Below are 14,779 nucleotides of genomic sequence, written 5' to 3' on the forward strand. Positions count from 1 at the left end.
TCTTCCCCACTGCCCCCCGTTTCTCTTCGTGGATAAAGTTATCAGCCGTGAGCCCGGTGTCAGTGCAACCGCAGAGATTGTCGTTACAGCTGGCAGTGGTCCTTTCCCTCCGATTCTGCTGATCGAGTCCATGGCTCAGGTGGGTGGTATTGCCGCCGGGCAGGTGGCCGGAGCCGGGGGAGTCCTTGCCGCCGTCAGCCAAGGGCTAATCCCTGCCGCAGTGGGCCCAGGGAAATATCTGGTTTCTGCGCGTATCGTCAAATCTTTTGGCACACTGCACATGGTGGAAGGGGAAGTGCTGGGGGAGGGAATATCCATTGCCAGCGCAATCCTGACCCTTGCAGTGGGCAGTCCGGGATGACACCATTCTCCATAACCTGTTCCGAGAGAAAACAATGAAAAAGATCCTGCTTGTATTGCTGTTTATTTCTTTCTGTCTGGGGCAATCTGCCCATGCTGCCCCCAATAAGGCCTTGGAAGCACTGGAGACGCTGCGGCGTGGTTTTTCCGGCATGAACGATTTTACTGCCGATATTGTCCAGGAAAAGCAGATGGCCATGATGAAGCGGAAGATGGTCTCAAAAGGGATTGTTCGCTTCAGGAAGCCGGGCACCTTCTTCATGGAGCTTTTGCCTCCCTATGCCAGCCGCCTTCTCCTGCGGGACAATGTTTTGACCATGCGCCTGCCCGAGCAGGGGGTAACCGACCGGATCGTGCTGCCGCCGGATGAGAGCCTTGATAAATGGTTCGCCTACCTGGCAAAACCTATGACCAAGCTTCCGGAAGGGATGGAGGTGCGGGCCGACCGCCAAGGGAGCACCTGGAATGTCCAGTTGTCTCCCAAGGGCAAGGGTGGAGTCAAGGACCTGGCCATCAGCTTCGATGCCGACGGCAAGATCAAGCGCCTGGCAATCGATGAGCGAAACGGAGACCGAACAGTCATCAAGTTTGCCAACATGCGGCGCAATGCCGGCCTGACAGAAAAGGACTTTCTCCTGGATTAGATCCAGTCATTATCCCCATGCCCAATGCCATCCGCACCATAACCCGTTCGTTTCAGCAGCTCGTCCATCGTCATCTTGCATGGATCCATCGCATGACCACCACCTATCCGCGGCGAGTGGTGATCATGGCTTTACTGCTCCTGCTATCCTCCATTGCTTCCATTGCCACCACCAGATTTGAAGCCGATATCTTCAAGCTCTTCCCGTCCCAGGCAGGTCCGCTCAAGCTGTTCCTCGATTCACTGGAGTGGACCGGCGGCGCCAAGGATGTCTATTTTCTGTTGGAGGGGGAACCATCCCTTCTGCCGGTCGAAGCTGAGAGACTGGCGGCCAGGCTGAAGACGCTGCAGGTGGATGGGACAACTGCCTTTCGCAATGTCAAATATCGTGTCTACGATACCTCCGAGGCAGCATCCTTCGCCCGGTTCATCGCCTATGCCGTAACCCATCCCCAACTGTATCTGGATCCTGCCGAAGCAGGCAATTATGGGGTGAAATTTGACCAGCCCGCAATAAACAAGGCTCTGGACAGGGCCGGAACAGAGCTTGCCAGCCAGGTGGGGATGGGAATGCGGGACATAATTGCCGCAGATCCGCTCTACCTGCGCGAGTTGATTCTGCCGCGCCTGAAAAAGGCCAGCCAGGCCTTGGCCCTTGATACCACTTCGCCGTATTTTCTTTCCCGCGACGGGCAGGTGCTGATCATGATCGCCGAGCCGGCCCAGCCGGTGCAGAATATCGCCTTTGCCAGAAAACTGGTGGCAGGCATTGAAGAGGTCCGCAGCGGTATGAAGGTGAATGTTTCCTGTGCCGGTGCCCACCTCTCAGCGGTAATGGACGAGCGGGTAATGAAAGAAAATATCATCGCCTGCATTGTTTCGTCCCTGATTGTGGTGCTGGGGCTGTTCTACCTGACCTACCGCCGGGTGCTTCCCACTCTGCTCATTCCGCTGATTCTTTTTTACGGCGTCGCCCTTGCCCTGGGGACTGCCGGCCTTTTTCTCTCCTCCATCAGCATCATCTCCTTTGCCTTTACCGCCTTGATCATCGGCCTCGGTACCGATTACTCAATCCACCTTTATGACCGCTATTACAGCGAGCGGAGCCTTGGCCGCGATACCGGTGAAGCAATGGGACTTGCCATCGTCGAAACCGGCCATGGCATATTCACCGCTGCTGCTACCACCGCGCTGCCTTTTCTGGCGCTCACCATTTCCGATGTGCGCGCCCTTTCCGAGCTTGGCCTGCTTGTGGGCCTGGGAGTGATCTTCTCTCTCTATGCGACCTTTTTCTTTCTGCCGCCGTTTATCATTGCTGCTGAACGGCGCTTTCCTGCCGTGTCATACCGTCCGCTGCCCAGATTTGGGCTGGGGTGGATCTGGAAAAAGTGCCTGACCCGTTCCGGTTGGATTGTCGGCCTCTCTGCCCTGTTTTTTTGCGTTCTTCTGGTTGCTGCATGTTTCATCAGCTTTGAAGGTGATTTGAAAAATCTCCAGCCACGCCATTCGGAGGCCTTCCTTGCCCAGGAAAAAATGGAAAAACATCTGAGCTTGAGCCCCAAGCAGATGCTGGTGGCGCTGGACGGGCATCTGCCGGCGGAATTGATGGAGCGGGGGGGACGGGTTGAGACGCTGTTGTCAGAGTATCAGCGGCGCGGCAATATTGTTTCCTGGTCTTCCCTCGGGCAGGTATTGAATAATCGGGGGGTACAGGCTGAGGTGCTGAATTCCCTGCAACAATCTTTAGCAGGCAAGCGGCCTTCAGAGGCGGTACGGGGGGCATTGCAGGAAAAGGGCTTTGCTCCTGAGGCATTCGGGCCGTTTCTGGACAGTCTTGCCGGTCTCGGCCACGCAGCGCCTGTGGATGAGAGTGAAGCCCTCGACCATCTCGGACGTTCACCCCTGCGGGGTGTGGTGGAACGCCATCTGATCAAAGACAAAGGCAATTACCATCTGCTTCTCTACATTAATTACCGGGGAGCGGAGTTCCACCAACAAACGTTCCTTAAACAGCTGGCGGCCATTGACCCCTCTGCCCGCGCTACCAGCGTCGATCTGGTCAGCGAGCAGCTTGGCGGCGCCGTGAAGAAGAGCTTTTTCTGGGGATTCCTGCTGGGTGGCGCGCTGGTGTTGTTTCTGCTTCTATCCCATTTCTCATCACTGGGGGAGATCTGGCACTCACTCTTTCCGGTGGTGGGAGGGGTAATAGCAATGCTGGGGCTGATGGTTCTGACCGGTATGCGCCTCAATTTCATGAACGCCATGGTCCTGGTTACCATTGTCGGTATGGGGAGCGACTATGGCATGCATGTCCTGCACCGGGTGACGGCGCTGGATATGCATGAAGCCGGCGAGCAGTTCGTCCAGTCCGGGCGAGCGGTGCTTCTGTCGGCGCTTACCACCATTGCCGGTTTCGGCTCTCTGGCCTTTACCGATTACGGGGCCATGTCCTCCATCGGCTGGGCAACCAACTACGGCATTGCCGCCACCGCCATCTTCGCCCTGGTGACGCTGCCGGCGATGATCTGCCGCCACAGACGCTCCTGAATCAGACTGATCAGCGGAATAATGTAATCCCCAGAAGAATTTTGCTGGAATTGAGCGGCTCGTTGGGGGAGGCGGTGCCGGCATTGGAAATGTGGTGGTAGCGGTATTCCAGGCTGACCGCCTTGTCCTTGGCAATGAAGTACTGGACGCCGGTTCCCCCCTGGTAGGAGAAATCCAGGCGGCTTCCCATGGTCGGCAGTCCCAGATCCACAAAAAGCACTCCGCCACCGGCAAAGACATAGGGTGCAAAATCCTCCAGGGAAGTAAATTTCCAACTCCCCAGCAGGTAGCCGCCAGTCATGGACCGCACCCTTGGGTCCACGGTCAGGTGCAGCGGCAGTTCCATCAACAGCTCATGACGTCCCCGATACCAGCCGCGACCTGTCTCATCGGAGAGGAACCAGCCGAAACGGGCGATGGTGTCGTAGGTCTGCACCTGGGTCCTGGTGTCGCCGAAACCGCGGTGGGTGATGCCGTAGCCCGAAAGCAGCGTATATTCGCCGGTGGCATTTCTGACGGTGACCTCTTCAGCGTAAGCAGCTGCGTTGCTGCAAAGGATTATTGTCAGGGCGACAGCTAAAATCTTCCCATAAACTGTTTCACTTCTCCCCATCTGCACCCTTACCATTTCTGCTTCATCTCGAACCTGAGGATCTCCGGCAGATTGCGCAGGAACATCTTGATACTGTGGGGCGACTTCCAGAGCATTTTCGTGTAACCCCAGTGGATCCGGCTGCGGCGGTAAAAACGCCTGATGAATTCGTTATAGAGGTTTTCCAGCTGCTCCAGGGTCATGCCATGGGGGATGAAGACGAAGTTCATGCAGTTCATGTCCGGCCAGTCCTCCCTGAATTCCCCCTGCTGGCAGATGTTTTCGTAGATGGGAGCCCCCGGAAACGGGGTGAACTTGGTAACGTTGATTTCGTCCAATGGCAGCGTCAGGGCATAGTCGATGGTGCGCCTGATGGCGGCTTCGTCTTCCCCCGGCAGACCGACCATGAACAGCCCCTTGACCCTCATACCGCCGGTTTTCACCATCTTCAGCTTTTGATGCACGGCGTCCAGTGCCATGTATTTGCGGTGCTTCTTCAGGACCTCCGGGTCTCCGGACTCGATGCCGAAATTTACCTGCCAGCAGCCCGATTTCTTCAACAATCCCACCAGTTCTTCATCCACATGCTCAAGACGGGCGATGCAGTTGTAGGTGACCGGTAGCCGGTTGTCCACCAGCAGGCGGCACAGTTCCTCCACCCTGCTGCGGTCGAAGGTGAAGAGATCGTCGTAAAAGAAGACGTGGCGGATGCCGAAGTCCCGGTGCAGGTATTTCAGGTGCTCGAAGATGTAGCCGGGGGAATTGAAGCGGAAGCCCCGGCTGAAGACCGAACGGTCGCAGTAGCTGCAGTGGTAGGGGCAGCCGCGGCTGGAGATGATGCTGGTATTGGGAGCAGCAGGATAACTGAAGAGGGGCAGGTTGTATCTGCCGGGAAATTGGTCCAGCCGGTGATAAGCCGGGAAGGGGAGTGAATCCAGATCAGCGATATGCTGGCGAATGCCGCTTAAGACCCCCTTGCCGTCGCGGCGATGGCCGATGCCGGGAATATGTTCCACGCCGCTGAAGTTGGCAGCCAATAGCTCGTAAAAGGTTACCTCTCCTTCGCCGATGATCAGATAGTCGATGGCGGGGAAGGTGTCGAGTAGTGAAACGCCGACCGAGCAGGCGTGGGCACCGCCAAAAATGACCTTGATCTCCGGTGCCTGTTCCTTGATACTATGGGCTATCCCATAACCTTCGAGGAAGGATGAGGTGGTACAGGAAAAGCCGACCACATCGGGCTTGCTGCCGATTATGTGGGCAACAAGCTCCGGCGTGGGCATGGGCCTGGCATAGCAATCCATCAGCTCCACTTCCATTCCCTTCGCCTCCAGATAGGCAGCGATGCTCATCATTCCCAAAGGGGGCATCAAGTTGAAGATGGAGCTGATATCTTTCAGATTCCCCAGCCAGTTTCTGCCGTGGGGGTGGACAAATAGTGCTTTCAACGGTGCTCCTTGTGATATTGCAGTCTGTCGAACCAGAAAGCTATGCTAAATTGTTTGCGACAATAAATCAAACTGAAACCTCATCGCTGCTCTTGCCCATTTTGTGGCGACATTAGCTGACTTGACTCCACCCATCCGGGGTGATATAGCTTTAATGGTAGCTATATCATTTGACTGCGAATGCCCGGATGAGCAACCCCCCTGAATAAAAATATCTGGAGATGTTTGTGATAAGAATAATAGCAATATCAGCCGCTTTAATGCTTTTGTCTGCCAATTTCGTCAACGCCGGTGAAGGTTTCAAGGAGGGTGGCAAACAGGTCGGACAAGGCTTCAAACAAATGGGGAAATCAACCGGTAAGGTTGCCAAAAAGTCGGGAAAGTCGGTTGGAAAGGCTTTCAAGGAATCGGGCAAGGCCACGGGCAAAGCTTTCAAACGTATGGGCAAGGATATAGGCAAGGCTTTCAAGGGGGAATAATTCCCAATGCTTGTCACGTTTCCTTAACGAAATTAGACTCTGTCCGAGGTGTAAATGAGCGTCAATAACAAAAACGGTGTGTATTTTCCGTTCGGTATTCAGATACAGAAAAAAATGTGGGAACTGCTGGACCTGGAGAAGGTTGCGGAGGAAGTCCGGTCCAGGAAGCAGCCCGATATCATATTTATCCGCCAGTTGGCGAACCGCCTGAACAAGCAGCCAGAACGACGGGAACAGCCGGTACCTGCAGGGCTGCTTAATCTCTATGCCATGTTGGAAAAGATATATCGGTATGTGTTCGAGCTCTATGCACGGGAACAGTTTCCGGCCGTGCTTGATGAGGTGCTCCGCGATTCAGGCTATCCAGCTGATTCTCCGCAAATGCGATCAGTGCTGACCCGGTTTGCCGAGCATTTTCCCGGGGCCTCCATTTTGGAGAAAAAGGAAGATGCAGCCCGCTTTGTTGCTGCCGACGAAAATGGGGAGCGCAGGGGGCTTCTGCTGAAAGAGCTCCTGCTTTTACGACTCAGCGGCGAGAACAGGGCGCTGGACCAATTTAGTGCTTTATTTCACGCACCGGACCTGAAAGCCTCCGATGAGCATCAGGGACTGGAAACTGCTGCGGATGAAGGGCTTGCCGACGCCCCGCCCATGGAACCTTTCGGTGTTCCCTTGCCTCACCTGCTACGGGCTCCCATGCTCGCATCCCCTTTTTCCCTTCCCGGCCAGATCGATTATATCCGCGCCAACTGGCGCTCGATCTTGCCTCCCGACCTGCTGGCCGAGCTTCTCACCGCCATGGACATCGTTAAGGAGGAAGAGCGGGAATTCTGGGGCGGCCCCGGCAGGCCCCAGGTGTTGGAATTCCTCAAGGGCAAACGGCTTGGCAAGGAGGGGTATGATTATCCCGAATATGACCGGTTTTCTCCCGATGCCGAATGGATGGCCAATGTGGTCATGCTGGCGAAGATGGTCTATGTCTGGCTCGATCAGTTGTCGAAGCAGTACAAAAGACCCGTCCATCGCCTTGATCAGGTGCCGGACGAGGAGCTGGACATGCTTTCCCGGTGGGGGTTTACCGGCCTTTGGCTGATCGGTCTCTGGGAGCGCTCACCGGCTTCCCAGCGCATCAAGCAGATTTCGGGGAATCCGGATGCCTTTTCTTCGGCCTACTCACTCTACGATTATGTCATCGCCAATGATCTGGGTGGGGACGAGGCCCTGGCAAACCTGAAGGAGCGTTGCCGGCAGCGGGGCATACGCCTGGCCAGCGACATGGTGCCCAACCACACCGGCATCTATTCCCGCTGGACGGTGGAACATCCCGACTGGTTCGTCCAATTGGATTATCCGCCGTATCCTGCCTATTCCTTCAATGGCCCGGACCTCTCCTTTTCATCGGAGGTCAGTCTGAACATTGAGGACGGCTACTGGACCAAAACCGATGCAGCGGTCGTCTTCAAGCATTATGACCATCGCGATGGCAGGACCCGCTACATCTACCATGGCAACGACGGCACCTCCACCCCCTGGAACGACACGGCCCAGCTCAATTATTTGTTGCCCCAGGTGCGCGAGGCTGTCATCCAGACCATTCTCCATGTGGCCCGCCAGTTTCCCATCATTCGCTTCGATGCGGCCATGACCCTGGCCAAAAAGCATTACCAGCGCCTCTGGTATCCCCAGCCGGGTCACGGAAGCGGTGTCCCTTCCCGTTCCGAACACGGCATGAGCCGTGAGGAATTCGATGCCGCCTTCCCCGTGGAGTTCTGGCGCGAAGTGGTGGACAGGGTGGCGGCGGAAGCTCCGGGAACGCTGCTGCTGGCCGAGGCATTCTGGCTCATGGAAGGCTATTTCGTCCGTACTCTGGGCATGCACCGGGTCTACAACAGCGCCTTCATGAACATGCTGAAGATGGAGGAAAACGCCAAGTACCGCCAGACCATCAAGAATGTCCTCGAATACGACCACCGCATTCTGCCCCGCTTCGTCAATTTCATGAACAACCCCGATGAAAAGACGGCGGTGGAGCAATTCGGCAAGGAAGGTAAATACTACGGCGCCTGCGTTCTCCTTGTCACCATGCCTGGTCTGCCCATGATCGGCCATGGTCAGATCGAGGGCTTTCGCGAGAAATACGGCATGGAATATCGGCACGCCCACTGGGATGAACAGGTTGACGAGCACATGGTCAGGATGCACGAGGAGAAGATTTTTCCGCTCATGGGCAAGCGCTGGCTCTTCAGCGGCTCCGAAAACTTTGTCCTCTATGACTTCTTTGCCGGCGGCCAGGTGAACGAGGATGTTTTTGCCTACTCAAACCTCAAGGGATGCGAGCGGGGAATCATCCTCTATCATAACAAGTTTGCCGAAACCGCCGGATGGATCAGGACATCGACGGCGATCGGCGTCAAGGGGGCCAACGGCGAGACGGTGCTCGTGCAGAAGAGTCTTGGCGATGCATTATGTTTCAATGGCGATGGCCGTTGCTATTATATCTTCAGTGATTACGCTTCGGGATTGGAATATATCCGTTCCGGGCGGGAGCTCAGCGACAGCGGGCTCTTTGTGGAACTGAAAGCCTTTGAATACCACGCTTTTCTCGATTTTCGCGAGATCTGGGATGATGAATACGGCACCTGGGGCCAGCTTTGCCATTCATTGAACGGCAGCCCGGCCCCGAGTATGGACGAGGAAGTAAAGCAGGTCCGATATAAGGGATTGAACAACCGGTTGCGCGAACTTCTTGCCTTGCAGGCCGTTGACCAGGAAGAAACAGAGAAACCAGTGGCCGAGCAATTCAGAAACCGCCTGACTGCATTTCTGGTCGCCTTGGCAGAACATACAGGTGACGTTGGTAAATGGGAACGCCTTGTTGCCGCCCTTGCCCGGCAACATGCACTTTTCAGCAGGCTGACTACCCATAAAACCGGGGATGTACCCATCGACGAGCCGCTGCTCCAATTCGGAGAGGTAATGGGAACAAGGATCGGCAGGCTTATCTGTTATTCCTATATCTGCCTCCATGCCGCCGGCAGACTGGTGGATGAAAAGGCATATCCCCATGCTTCCGCCGAATTTTTCTCCAGGTTTGGTCTTTACCGGCCTCTTGAAGAGTCTTTCCACGCCATTTCCGAAGAAGTATGGCAGCGTTTCCCTGGAATGGACCCTGCTACGGCTGGCAGCCTGATACGGGTCATGACCGAACATCAGCTGTTGCTTTCTACAGCAGTGGAGAAAGACCGTGAAAGAGACTTTACCGTCCTCCTGGAAGAGACGCAGGCCCGGGCGTTCCTCCTTGTCAACCGGAGCAACGATCACGAATGGTTCAACAGGGAACGTTTCGAGATGCTGTTGACCTGGCTGGGTGTCGCTGCCCTTTTTGATACGGAAAAGGAATTTGACGCCGACGAATTAATGGCCATGGCAAAGGCACTACAGAAGGAAATCACGGAAATAACAGGCAAAGCTCAGGAAGCAGGCTTTGAGGTAAAAGAGTTTTTAGCCCTGGTTAAACCTGCGGAAGTGGAGGAATGACAAACTTGCAGCCAAGATTCCCAATGCTTAAGTACCTTACGATCCTGTTGATGTTGTTTTCTACGGCATGTGCCACCATTTCCAGACCAACAGCCGTTCCGGCGCCCGGAAAAGAGATCGAAACCGTTCAATCTCCCGTCTCCGTCACCGTCAAGACCGCCCAGCGCAGTGTCGGCGGCAGGGGCTATCTGGTCTTCAGGCATCCCGACCAGTTCCATATGGCAATACTGTCTCCCTTCGGTTTTACCATCATGGAGATGTACAGTGACGGAGAGCGGTTGACCTGCATCATACCCTCCAGGGATGTGGCATATCAGGGGCTTTTATCCGAATTGCCGGAACAGGGAGGACTAAAGAACTGGGGCCTGATCAAATGGGTGGTGGAGCGGCCGCCTGTTGCCGGGCCGTCCCTGGGAGCCACGGAAATTGTCATGGCCGATGGCCGCCGGGAGCAGATCTTTTTTGACAGCAAGGGGCTCGTCCAGCGCAAGGTGACCGAGGATGGTGACGAAGCCGTGTATCAGAGTTACCGTGATGTGAACGGCGTCGCTTTTCCCGAATCGATAGAAATGATTAACCGGAACGGAGACCGGGTGAAAATCGCCTTCGACGATCCGGAGGTAAACGAGCCAGTTGAAGAAGCTGCATTGAAGCCGAGGCTCGAAAACTTTACCCTCCTTCCACTGAGTGAATTCAGGGGGCTTTAGCCGTTGAAGGAGAAACATTACTCAAAAAAGCCTCCATCGGTACCGGTGGAGGCTTTTTTATCAGTAACTATTTCATCTTTCGTGTTTTCAGCCCGCACAAAGGGCAGCGCTTCTCAGGGACTTCCTTTTTGCAGTTGTCGCACCAGTATGTCGGTCTCTGGCTGCACACCTCGCACTGCAGGTCCTGCATTCCACCAGGACAGGTGCATTGCCTGTCATTCATGTCGTCTCTCCATGGACAAGATAAAGAAGTCTCTGAGAGCGGACCCTTGCAAAATCAGCTATACCTTCCATCTTTCCAGAAAGAAAATCTCCTCCAGCGGCTTTCGCGGCGGCCCCGGTTTCCATTCGTCCTGGGGATAGCCCATGGGAAACAGTCCGACGATGCGGACCTCCGGCGGGATGTCCAGGAGTTCCCCCAGCCCTTCCTCATCGAAAACCCCGACAAAGACACTGCCAAGTCCGAGACTGTGGGCCGCGAGCATCATGTTTTCTGCAGCTATGCCCACATCAGCCATGTAATAGTGCTGCCCGTGAAGGTCCCCCGACTGGACCGGGTCGGCACAGGCGACAATCACCACCGGCGCATCGGCGAGAGCTTGTTTGGCCGGGTTTGTCTTGTAGCCTTTGGGGGCGAAGAAGGCCTCCACATAGGAAAGGTCGCTGATCTTCTCCCGTGTGGCAGCATCCTTTACGATGATAAATCTCCAGCACTGCATGTTTGCCCATGAAGGAGCAGCCTGGGCGGCTTCCATCATTGCCTGGAGCTTTTCCGGCTCCACCGGTCGGTCAGAAAACTTGCGCACGCTTCTTCTTGTCCTGATTGCTTCCATTGTATCCATTCATGCCTCCTTCGTCGCTGACTGCAAAACTACAGAATTCTACCATAGAAACCATCAATGGGAAGGGTTCTTCATCGGGACTCTAAAATCTAAAGCGTGGCTCCACAGTGCCTGTTGTGAAAATCAGCAACCGGACCTCTTGGATGGGGGCCACAAGATGTTATACTGAAATGAGTGATATTTAATACTTCCCTTTTCCATTATCCTGCACCTTCGGGAGACATGCCATGAGAATAGCACAGGTATCGCCTTTATACGAACGGGTGCCCCCCCTTTACTATGGTGGAACGGAGCGGATAGTCGCCTATCTTACGGATGCGCTGCTGGCTATGGGGCATGATGTTACCCTCTTTGCCAGCGGCGATTCCATCACTGCCGCCCGGCTGGTCCCCTGCTCGAAGAATTCCCTGCGCCTGGATAAGAACTGCGTCGATCCCATTCCCCACCACCTGCTGATGCTGGAACAGGTGATGCGCCGGGCAGAGGAATTCGATATCATTCATTTCCACACCGATTATTTCCACTTTCCCTTTTCCCGGCGCTACGGCTATCCCGGCGTGACTACGCTGCACGGGCGGCTGGACATTCCCGACCTGGTGCCTCTTTATCGCGAGTATTCGGAGATCCCGGTCGTTTCAATCTCCGACGCCCAACGTCGCCCTCTACCCTGGATAAACTGGACCGGCACCGTTCATCACGGTCTGCCACCGGATTTGCTCCCTTATACGGAACAGACGAAAAACTATCTGGCTTTCCTTGGCCGTATTTCTCCGGAAAAAGGGCTTGATGTGGCCATTGCCATTGCCGAGCAGAGCGGCATCAAGCTCAAGGTTGCCGCCAAGGTCGACAAGGAAAATCTGGATTATTACGAAAGCGTCATCAGGCCTCTGATGAATAGCCCATGGGTGGAATACGTGGGGGAGATCGGCGAGGAGGAAAAGAAGGCCTTTCTCGGCGAAGCGCTGGCACTTGTCTTTCCCATCGACTGGGAGGAGCCGTTCGGCCTGGTGATGATAGAGTCCATGGCCTGCGGTACGCCGGTCATAGCTTTTGGCCGCGGTTCGGTTCCGGAGGTGGTGAAAGACGGTGTTTCCGGTTATGTGGTCAAGGGTATCGGGGAAGCAGTGGCGGCTGTGGCAGATATCGGCTCCATAAGCCGCCGGGGTTGCAGGAGATACTTCGAGGAGCATTTTGTTGCGAGGCGCATGGCTGCCGATTACCTGAACATCTATGAGGATATAATTGAAGGCATAGCGGCAAGCAAGACAAAGCCGCTGAAGAATGTCGTCCTGCCACGGCATGGGATGATGGGGGTCGGTCAGAACGGCTGATATCGCGGGAGGAGCCATGCAGGAAGTAATCCAGATCGAGGATCAGTATTATATTCTTGCCACATCGGACCGGGGGGCAGACCGTACCAGGGTCTTGAAGGAGGGGGAAACCTTCGCCATTTTCGATTGCCATGGCGATATCCAGCCGCTCGGCCTGGGAGAGCAGGGCATCTTTCACGAAGGAACCCGCTTCCTTTCCAAGCTGGAGCTGCGTTTTGCCGGTATCCGCCCGCTTCTGCTCGGTTCCACCATCAACAAGCAGAACGAATTCCTCTCGGTGGACCTGATGAACCCTGATTTCATGGCTGATGACTTGCAGATCCGCCGTGATTCCATCCACATCTACCGGACCAAATTCATCTGGAAGGGCAAATGCTTCGAGCAGTTGCGCATGACCAATTTTTCTTTGGAGCCGCTGAGCATACCTTTCACCATCCAGTTTGCCGCCGACTTTGCCGATATATTCGAGGTGCGCGGCAACAAGCGGAAGAAACGGGGCAGGTTGATGCCGGTAGTCCCGGAAGCCTCGGCCGTCAATCTCTCCTACCAGGGGCTGGATGGCCAGGCCCGGACCACGCGGCTGGATTTCTCCCCCACGCCGCTCAAGGTGGGAAAGGATGAGGTCCATTACCGGGTTTCCCTTGAGCCGAAGGAATCGGTGTGCATCCAGATTACCGTCAGTTGCGAATGCAGGGAGTGTGAGCGCTTTTCCGGAACATTCGAGGAGGCTTTCCAGGAGGCTGCTGTCAATATCGCTGACCTCAAGGCAGGGTATTGCGAGATCACCACCGACAATGAGCATTTCAATCTGCTGCTGTCCAGATCCCAGTCTGACCTGCTCATGATGACTTCCAAAACACCACATGGTATCTACCCCTATGCCGGTGTCCCGTGGTTCAGCACCACCTTCGGCAGGGACGGCATAATCACCGCCCTTGAGGTGCTCTGGGTCAATCCCGGCATTGCCCGCGGCGTCCTCTCCTTTCTTGCCAAAACACAGGCAACTGCAATAGATGCGGAAAAAGACGCCGAGCCAGGTAAAATAATCCACGAGACCAGGCTGGGGGAGATGGCGGCACTGGGAGAAATACCCTTCGGCTTCTATTACGGCAGTGTCGACTCGACCCCGCTGTTTATCGTTCTGGCAGGCGCCTATTACCGGCGCACCGGGGATCGGGAGTTCATCGCCGGTATCTGGGAGAATATCCTGGCGGCATTGAAATGGATCGACACCTATGGTGACGCCGACGGCGACGGCTTTGTGGAGTATGCCCGACATTCCCATCACGGTCTGCTCCAGCAGGGATGGAAAGATTCAAATGATTCGGTGTTCCATGCCGACGGCACCCTGGCAGAGGCGCCGATCGCTCTGTGCGAAGTCCAGGGCTACGTCTACGACGCCAAAAACAGCGCCGCCATCCTGGCGCTGGTGATGGGGGAAGAGAGTATGGCGGCGCGCCTGAGGAAGGAGGCGGAGGCGTTGCAGCAGAAATTCAATGAGGTATTCTGGTGCGACGACATATCCTTTTACGCCCTGGCCCTGGATGGACAGAAACGGCCGTGCCGGGTTCGTTCCTCCAATGTGGGACATTGCCTCTTTTCCGGTATAGCAGACTTCAGCCGGGCAGGAATAATTGCCGATCAGCTGCTTTCGGAGCCCTTCTATTCAGGATGGGGAGTGCGAACCATCGCCAATACGGAAAAGCGATACAATCCCATGTCCTATCATAACGGCTCCATCTGGCCCCACGACAATGCCCTTGTTGCCTGCGGCATTGCCCGCTACGGCTTCACCAGCCATGCCATCCTCATTCTGGAAGGGATCTTCAATGCCTCTCTGGCCATGGACCTGCATCGTCTGCCGGAGCTCTACTGCGGCTTCAAGAGGAGGGAGGATTTGAGCCCCATCCTCTATCCGATGGCATGTGCTCCCCAGGCCTGGGCCGCTGCCTCCGTATATCTTCTGCTGCAGAGCTGCATGGGGCTGGAGATCGATGCGGGGAACCGCAGGCTCCGCTTTACCTATCCAGTCCTGCCGCCATTCCTTAACGAAGTGGAGATCAAAAAACTATCGGTGGGCGATTCCAGGGTGGATATCATGCTCAGACGCTATCAGAATGATGTTTCGGTCAACGTGCTGCGCAAGGAGGGGCCGGTGGAAGTGATCATTACCAAATAAAAGAAATTGAAAATCCATACAGCATTTGGGGAAAAGCCGTCTGCCGCGACTTCGTCCGTTCGTTCTGTCGCCGCAGCTGCGGACCTTGCACCGTCTCTCGCTCTGACGGCTGTA

The 14,779-nt window shown here is 55.5% G+C and carries 11 protein-coding genes; 8 read left to right on the forward strand and 3 right to left on the reverse strand.

The window, feature by feature from the left end; genetic code table 11:
- The first annotated feature begins 28 nt into the window (after nucleotides 1-28).
- Genes GEOB_RS09535 through GEOB_RS09545 form a run of 3 tightly spaced genes read left to right on the forward strand, consistent with a single transcriptional unit; the run spans nucleotide 29 to nucleotide 3,550 of the window.
- Nucleotides 29-361, forward strand: a complete 333-nt coding sequence (locus tag GEOB_RS09535; RefSeq protein ID WP_230199039.1) for a hydroxymyristoyl-ACP dehydratase — start codon at nucleotides 29-31, stop codon at nucleotides 359-361.
- Nucleotides 362-395: 34 nt separating this feature from the next.
- Nucleotides 396-1,004 carry a LolA family protein gene (locus tag GEOB_RS09540; RefSeq protein WP_012647000.1) on the forward strand — a complete coding sequence of 203 codons (609 nt, stop codon included), beginning with the start codon at nucleotides 396-398 and terminating at the stop codon, nucleotides 1,002-1,004.
- A 17-nt stretch (nucleotides 1,005-1,021) separates the two neighbouring features.
- A complete protein-coding gene (locus GEOB_RS09545) occupies nucleotides 1,022-3,550 on the forward strand; it encodes an MMPL family transporter (protein WP_012647001.1) in 2,529 nt (842 codons plus the stop codon).
- 10 nt (nucleotides 3,551-3,560) lie between these two features.
- On the opposite strand, the gene GEOB_RS09550 is transcribed toward GEOB_RS09545, so the two are convergent.
- The gene (locus GEOB_RS09550) at nucleotides 3,561-4,178 is read right to left on the reverse strand and encodes an acyloxyacyl hydrolase (protein WP_230199040.1); all 618 of its coding nucleotides are present in this window, start codon (nucleotides 4,176-4,178) and stop codon (nucleotides 3,561-3,563) included.
- The gene (locus GEOB_RS09555) at nucleotides 4,172-5,590 is read right to left on the reverse strand and encodes a B12-binding domain-containing radical SAM protein (protein WP_012647003.1); all 1,419 of its coding nucleotides are present in this window, start codon (nucleotides 5,588-5,590) and stop codon (nucleotides 4,172-4,174) included. The genes GEOB_RS09550 and GEOB_RS09555 overlap by 7 nt, the downstream gene beginning before the upstream one ends.
- A 221-nt stretch (nucleotides 5,591-5,811) precedes the next feature.
- On the opposite strand from GEOB_RS09555, the gene GEOB_RS09560 reads away from it, so the two are divergent.
- From GEOB_RS09560 to GEOB_RS09570, 3 genes are read left to right on the forward strand one after another with little or no spacing between them, the layout of a single operon-like run.
- Nucleotides 5,812-6,069: a hypothetical protein gene (locus GEOB_RS09560; RefSeq protein ID WP_230199041.1), complete on the forward strand. Its 258-nt coding sequence runs from the start codon at nucleotides 5,812-5,814 to the stop codon at nucleotides 6,067-6,069.
- Between the two features lie 54 nt (nucleotides 6,070-6,123).
- Nucleotides 6,124-9,606 (forward strand): alpha-amylase family glycosyl hydrolase, encoded by a 3,483-nt coding sequence (locus GEOB_RS09565; RefSeq protein WP_012647005.1) that lies wholly within the window; start codon nucleotides 6,124-6,126, stop codon nucleotides 9,604-9,606.
- 23 nt (nucleotides 9,607-9,629) lie between these two features.
- On the forward strand, nucleotides 9,630-10,313 hold the full coding sequence (locus tag GEOB_RS09570) for an outer membrane lipoprotein LolB (protein WP_041267115.1): 684 nt from the start codon (nucleotides 9,630-9,632) through the stop codon (nucleotides 10,311-10,313).
- A gap of 281 nt (nucleotides 10,314-10,594) precedes the next feature.
- On the opposite strand, the gene GEOB_RS09575 is transcribed toward GEOB_RS09570, so the two are convergent.
- On the reverse strand, nucleotides 10,595-11,155 hold the full coding sequence (locus GEOB_RS09575; RefSeq protein ID WP_012647008.1) for a nitroreductase family protein: 561 nt from the start codon (nucleotides 11,153-11,155) through the stop codon (nucleotides 10,595-10,597).
- A 227-nt stretch (nucleotides 11,156-11,382) separates the two neighbouring features.
- Here GEOB_RS09575 and GEOB_RS09580 point away from each other — a divergent pair, with 227 nt between their 5' ends.
- Together GEOB_RS09580 and GEOB_RS09585 are read left to right on the forward strand one after the other, a co-directional pair.
- On the forward strand, nucleotides 11,383-12,486 hold the full coding sequence (locus GEOB_RS09580; protein ID WP_012647009.1) for a glycosyltransferase family 4 protein: 1,104 nt from the start codon (nucleotides 11,383-11,385) through the stop codon (nucleotides 12,484-12,486).
- 16 nt (nucleotides 12,487-12,502) lie between these two features.
- Complete coding sequence (locus GEOB_RS09585; RefSeq protein WP_012647010.1) at nucleotides 12,503-14,665, forward strand: amylo-alpha-1,6-glucosidase; 2,163 nt, start codon at nucleotides 12,503-12,505, stop codon at nucleotides 14,663-14,665.
- Nucleotides 14,666-14,779 lie beyond the last annotated feature (114 nt).

It is taken from the genome of Geotalea daltonii FRC-32 (assembly GCF_000022265.1).
Classification (GTDB): Bacteria; Desulfobacterota; Desulfuromonadia; order Geobacterales; family Geobacteraceae; genus Geotalea; species Geotalea daltonii.

What these genes read in the sequence shown, in the direction of transcription:
- GEOB_RS09540 (WP_012647000.1), top strand. Translation starts at nt 396, where the DNA reads ATGAAAAAGATCCTGCTTGTATTGCTGTTTATTTCTTTCTGTCTGGGG.
- GEOB_RS09545 (WP_012647001.1), top strand. Translation starts at nt 1,022, where the DNA reads ATGCCCAATGCCATCCGCACCATAACCCGTTCGTTTCAGCAGCTCGTC.
- GEOB_RS09550 (WP_230199040.1), bottom strand. Translation starts at nt 4,178, where the DNA reads ATGGTAAGGGTGCAGATGGGGAGAAGTGAAACAGTTTATGGGAAGATT.
- GEOB_RS09560 (WP_230199041.1), top strand. Translation starts at nt 5,812, where the DNA reads ATGTTTGTGATAAGAATAATAGCAATATCAGCCGCTTTAATGCTTTTG.
- GEOB_RS09565 (WP_012647005.1), top strand. Translation starts at nt 6,124, where the DNA reads ATGAGCGTCAATAACAAAAACGGTGTGTATTTTCCGTTCGGTATTCAG.
- GEOB_RS09570 (WP_041267115.1), top strand. Translation starts at nt 9,630, where the DNA reads ATGCTTAAGTACCTTACGATCCTGTTGATGTTGTTTTCTACGGCATGT.
- GEOB_RS09575 (WP_012647008.1), bottom strand. Translation starts at nt 11,155, where the DNA reads ATGGATACAATGGAAGCAATCAGGACAAGAAGAAGCGTGCGCAAGTTT.
- GEOB_RS09580 (WP_012647009.1), top strand. Translation starts at nt 11,383, where the DNA reads ATGAGAATAGCACAGGTATCGCCTTTATACGAACGGGTGCCCCCCCTT.
- GEOB_RS09585 (WP_012647010.1), top strand. Translation starts at nt 12,503, where the DNA reads ATGCAGGAAGTAATCCAGATCGAGGATCAGTATTATATTCTTGCCACA.